Origin of the sequence: Chthonomonas sp. (genome assembly GCF_035294165.1) — a bacterium.
Classification (GTDB): Bacteria; Armatimonadota; Chthonomonadetes; order Chthonomonadales; family Chthonomonadaceae; genus Chthonomonas.
The window spans coordinates 1-4,905 of the sequence record NZ_DATGLN010000017.1 but is presented as its reverse complement, the minus strand read 5'-3'; the positions used below and the strand labels follow the sequence as shown (position 1 = coordinate 4,905).

Below are 4,905 nucleotides of genomic sequence, written 5' to 3'. Positions count from 1 at the left end.
AAATAGAGCCTGGTAACTGGATGGTACGAGGGCCGGCTGCATATGCAGCCGGCCCCGTGGGAGCGGAGAGGAGCGCTTCCAGCAACTAATCTGCCGGATGTTTTCCGGCCCAAAGTGCTAGAGCCGCTCCCAATTCTTCATCCCGAACGGTTTCCCTTTCGGGATCTTCTTCGATCAGTTCTCTAAGAAATTCTTCCATGGGCACGTTATAGGCGAGCTCCTTTGCTTCTATTTCATTACGTCCGAGTGGTCCTACCCCAAAGAAAGAGTCTGCCGCTTTGGTCCATTCTAACATAATTTCCTCCTTTCATCAGAAGAGGTGACTAAGTGCTCCAGAAACGCACTACGAGGCCAATAAAATGGGCGGGCCACCGCGTTGTGATCCCGCCCGTAGAGAAACGGCATCACCCCCTTTCATCGGGAATATTGTGAAAATGGGCGGGCCACCGCGTTGTGGCCCGGCCCGGGGAGATTATTTATTTTGCTGCTTGTTCCGCCGCCGGCGGCGGCGTTTCTCAGTGTCTGCCCCGCGCGCCGGCTTCGCGGACGGCTGCCTGGCCGTCTGTTTGAGGGAACCCGGCTGCGTGGGGGGCGCTTGTACAGGAGGGGAGGTGGGCTGCTGAGTCCTCGGGGCACCCGCCTGCGTCTGCATAGAGGCAGGCCGAGTGATTGGCTGCTCGGGCAGACGTGAGCCTGTCTCCTCCTCAGTGACAGGTTCCGCTGAGGACGGAGGCAGAGCCTGCGCAGGCTCTGCCTTCGCTGAGGAGGCTTGCGGGCCTCTCAAACGCGCGTCCCTTGCCCTACGGCGCTGATCGGGGGACCGTGGCCGCCCTGGGGAGGGGCTGCCCTGCGTGGGACCACCCGGCCGAGTGGGGGACGGCGGTGGGAGAGGTGGGTAGGCCGTTTGCGGTGCTGTAGGATCGGGCTGACTGGGGGGGGCTGGCTGCGCGTGGGGCGGCTGCGGCGCCCCGGCCGGCGGTTGTGGGGGCTGCGTTGGAGTGGTCGGAGCGGCCGAACCGCTCACGCTCTGAAGAGCGTGAGCGTATGAGGGGGACTCCTGACAATATTGGAATATCAATCTAGAGCCCATGTTTGGTAAGGTCTCCGGGTGATACCGCAGAATGCATTCCCATACAGGCTCTGTCAGAAAGGGTATCAGTGCCCATTCGACGAATCCGAAGCGCAGGGCGCCGCAGTCCACAAGCGCCTTCATTACCCACGCGACCTCCTCCGGCGTCAGAGAACTTAAAGCCTTCCGCAAAATTCTTTCACTTAGCTCTCCTCCCTCGATGAAAGAGTATAACTTCTGCGGTGGGAGGAGATTGAGGGCGGCTACGTTGAGCCGCCCTGGGATTAGTATAAGGAGGAGAGTGCTTTCTTTTAAACTATTCACCACTCTCCGCCCAACCACCCGATTCTCCGCAAGCGCATGGCACAGAGCTTCGCATACTTGAAACTGATCACTCAACTCCAGGCTCCATAGATTGCTGAACAAAAATCTTAGGCTACGTACATCTAACGTCCCTAGCTTCTCTACAAACCCGGCCGCCGAAACTCTATCTCCCAATTCACTTATTAGCTCTTTCGGCCGATCAAACCCTGCCGCCATCGCGACGGCAAGGGACATGCGATTCGTCCGCAGCGCGGCATAAATTCCATACCGCACTGTATCGACTGCGGAGCTAATAACCGTTTGCATTGTAGAGAATAAGTTTTGCTGAATCGCCCGCGGGAACCCGAAAAAGAGTACACTCCCCAGCAGACTTGCTGCCCCGAACCCTAATAGAGCTGAGAGTAGCGTCAGACTGGAGCTTATGAGAATAGATTTGTAATACTCCCCCTCCTCTCTTCTCGAATGGGGCATGTGCCCCATTCGGACAAACCAGTTCATGACGGCGCCCAGGTAGCCCCCTATGAGGGAGCTAATGGCCGCCGGCCCTACGGTTTGGACGGCGAGCGGGACCGGTAGCACTCCTGGTTGCCCCCTGTAGAACCAGGCAGCAGCCCCACAAAGGGCTGCCACCACGAAGAGCAGCAAGGCAAGGAGGTATACCTCCCTCCTCAGTCGCGCCACCTCCTCAAAGGTTCTATCGAGGAACGTTTGACGGGTCCCCCGCAACCCGCCCCTGGCAAGTATGATAACTGCGACCAACCCGACCCCAGGCCCAATCACTGATTGGGCCATCCCTGTTACTACCAGTGCTGGCGCCGTCCCCGGGACGAACCCCAGAAGGGGCAGAACGACCTGCCCCACCGCCACCACCAGCGATATCAATACCATCCCAGCAAACGATATAAACATCGTGCCCACCGCCTTTCTCGCCACCTCGGCCATCTCCTGGGGGGTCTCAGGGCGGTATCCCCCAGCCGCAATGGCGCTGGCGGACTCCGCCTGTAGCTGATTGTATAAGAAAGCAATGCCGAGCAAAACTACTGATAGGGACGCGGGAGTCCCTCTTATTAAGCGGGACAGCCCCCAGGCTGCCAGCCCCCCGGTCAGCAGTGCAAAGCCACGTGATAGTACCAAGTAAAAGCTGCCATACTTTTCGAATAGTCGGAAAGAAATGAGGAGAATGAGGAGAATGAATCCTATACTTCCCACCTGGACGAGGGCCGCAGGCCCCCCAAGCGCAGAGATGAGCAAACTGAAGAAGGACTCCGAAGCCTGCAAATGGACGAACAACATGATGACCTCCTTTTTGCCGGGGGCAGTTCGCCTCACCGACCTCTGTGAAAGCGGAAAACAACACCCCCACCCGGCTCTGTGACAGCACAAAGCCGGGTGGGGGTGGGGTTATGGAATGAAGGGCTGAGACGAAATTAGGACAGGGCGCGAGCGAGCGCCTCCCATACCTCTTGCCGCTTTTCCTTCAAGTCGTCATAGAGGTGAGGCGCACAGAGGACGCGCGGCACTTGCTGCACCTCGGGCCAGCGAGGCGCGCGCAGGTCCTCGCCCGTGACCTCCTGCCAGGAGAGAACTCCCCCATCGGAGTTTAAGATCCGGGGAGGATCATCCCGCCCCATGATCCGGGGAAGATCCAACAAGATAGAATGGCTATTTAGTTTGAACTTCACTCCCATCTGTTGCTCAACCCATCGGCGCTGGGGTGCCTTCATTTCAAGTGTTACCCCAGGAAGATGAAAATTTGATAAAGTCAGCAGCTCGCGATACTTCTGGCGCTTCTGAAAAGCGCGAGATAGTTCTCTTGTGCTGGAGGGCATGTTGCTGTTCCCCAGCATTGTAAGCAAGCGCTCATCACCCAATCTCCCGATCAGATCGGGAGAAAGTGCTCCATTAATCAACGCGTCCTCCACTGCCCTATTAATCATCCTATCATACGTTCGGACGTCTGGATGCCAGTAAACCTGAGCATACAATTCCTCTCTTAATTTTCTTACAACCTGAACGGGTTTCAGTGCTTCTTGTTGCAGAAGAAGCTCTCCGTTCTGGATCCGAAGGCCGTTCAGAATTTTGTCGCATTCAATCGAGTACGGGCTGGACAGCAGTCCTGTGTAAAACCCATCTCTGGGCACATAGTCAAGCTTGTCCACGTCCATCCACCCGGAAAGGAGGCTTAGAAGAGCCTTGCATGCAACCTGCTTCTCAGGTGGATCAATGAAATCCGCCACCCTTTGGGGAGAAAGCCTCTTTTTCTTGATAATGTTAGCGATTTCCCCCTCTTGAATAATTTCTCTACCTACTTTCTCATGAGTTTGTAATCCATCTACCGGATCAAGAGTATGAGAAAAAGGTCGATGCCCTATATCATGGAGCAAACAAGCTACCAGGAATTCTCTTAAAGTAGTTTGCTGGGTCCCCCTCAAATCTCCCAGCGCCCATAAATGGGCAATCGCCTTACGTCCCAGGAAGTACACTCCTATGCTATGCTCGTACCGACTATGGTTAGCAGTCGGTATAATCAGCTTCGCGGGGAGTTGCCCCACCCCCCGCAACCGCTGGAAAGGGGAAGTATTTACTAGCTGGGCTTCCAGACCAAACAGCGTAAAGGCCCCATGTATCGGGTCTTCAATTCGCAGAATCGTCGGAGTTGGCTCCAACCAACTTGGCAGCTTCATATTTTTTCTCCTCCTGGCGCTCCCGGCAGGCAGCGCGAGCGCAAAAAGGGGCACGAGGTGTGGCATTTCCTCGCGCCCCTGACAGTAAAAAGCCGCGACCAGGAACATATGCAGGCGCATGGTTCCCTGGTCGCGGCTTATGATTCGTATAGCGCCAGGCTCTCTCAAGGATGCACGCAGGGAGAGTGTGCGTGCATCAAGCCATCGCGCTCGACGCTCTTCGGATGGCAACGGAGGAGCAAGCTCGACTCCGCAGGTGAAGGGAAGAGCGGTGAACCTTCACCGTTCGCAGGCTCGTGATAGCGGTGAGCCTGCCGTCATTCACCTCCAGGCCGCCACGCCGGAGGGATTGTTATAGCATCTTCTACTTTTCCCTGTACTGGTCCGGCGTTAAAAAATCAAGTCTTGCAGGGCCTCAAGCCGCGTGAGAGGGTGGGATGGGGGGATGTGCGAAGGCAAGAGATGCTCGCGCCGGGGCGCTCTTCCCGGACGACTCGGCACCTGCGGTGCTTCGCAAATGTAATAGAGTGGTACGTGAGGAGCGGGCGGCGCCCGCTCCTCACGTACCACTCTATTACGGGAGGGGGCGGGTGGATCCTTCGCTGCCGCTCAGGATGACAGGGGTGGGGGGATGACTGCATATACGAGCGGATGAGAGGGGGACGCGCGCGAAGGGGTGTGGTTTCACGAAACCAGTGTTGAGTATGGGGCTTCGCGGGGAAATCGCGGGGCATTCTGTCCCTGCTCTCCTCTTACCTTCGCTGCCGCCGCTCTGTACACTGGAAGGACCCGGCGGCCAGGGCTATTACGAGGTTTAAGAAAATAATC

At 56.9% G+C, this 4,905-nt stretch carries 4 protein-coding genes; 2 read left to right on the top strand and 2 right to left on the bottom strand.

The window, feature by feature from the left end; translation table 11 throughout:
• Positions 1–85: 85 nt before the first annotated feature.
• Complete coding sequence (locus tag VKV29_RS00485; protein ID WP_324199334.1) at positions 86–295, bottom strand: hypothetical protein; 210 nt, start codon at positions 293–295, stop codon at positions 86–88.
• Positions 296–2,582: 2,287 nt separating this feature from the next.
• Here VKV29_RS00485 and VKV29_RS00480 point away from each other — a divergent pair.
• The gene (locus VKV29_RS00480) at positions 2,583–2,768 is read left to right on the top strand and encodes a hypothetical protein (RefSeq protein ID WP_324199333.1); all 186 of its coding nucleotides are present in this window, start codon (positions 2,583–2,585) and stop codon (positions 2,766–2,768) included.
• Between the two features lie 52 nt (positions 2,769–2,820).
• On the opposite strand, the gene VKV29_RS00475 is transcribed toward VKV29_RS00480, so the two are convergent.
• Positions 2,821–4,077 (bottom strand): HD domain-containing protein, encoded by a 1,257-nt coding sequence (locus VKV29_RS00475; RefSeq protein WP_324199332.1) that lies wholly within the window; start codon positions 4,075–4,077, stop codon positions 2,821–2,823.
• Positions 4,078–4,264: 187 nt separating this feature from the next.
• On the opposite strand from VKV29_RS00475, the gene VKV29_RS00470 reads away from it, so the two are divergent.
• Positions 4,265–4,435, top strand: a complete 171-nt coding sequence (locus VKV29_RS00470) for a hypothetical protein (RefSeq protein ID WP_324199331.1) — start codon at positions 4,265–4,267, stop codon at positions 4,433–4,435.
• The last annotated feature ends 470 nt before the right edge of the window (positions 4,436–4,905 follow it).

Bases quoted from the DNA above. Each gene is read 5' to 3' on its own strand.
- VKV29_RS00480 (WP_324199333.1), top strand. From the start codon at position 2,583: ATGAATCCTATACTTCCCACCTGGACGAGGGCCGCAGGCCCCCCAAGC.
- VKV29_RS00485 (WP_324199334.1), bottom strand. From the start codon at position 295: ATGTTAGAATGGACCAAAGCGGCAGACTCTTTCTTTGGGGTAGGACCA.
- VKV29_RS00475 (WP_324199332.1), bottom strand. From the start codon at position 4,077: ATGAAGCTGCCAAGTTGGTTGGAGCCAACTCCGACGATTCTGCGAATT.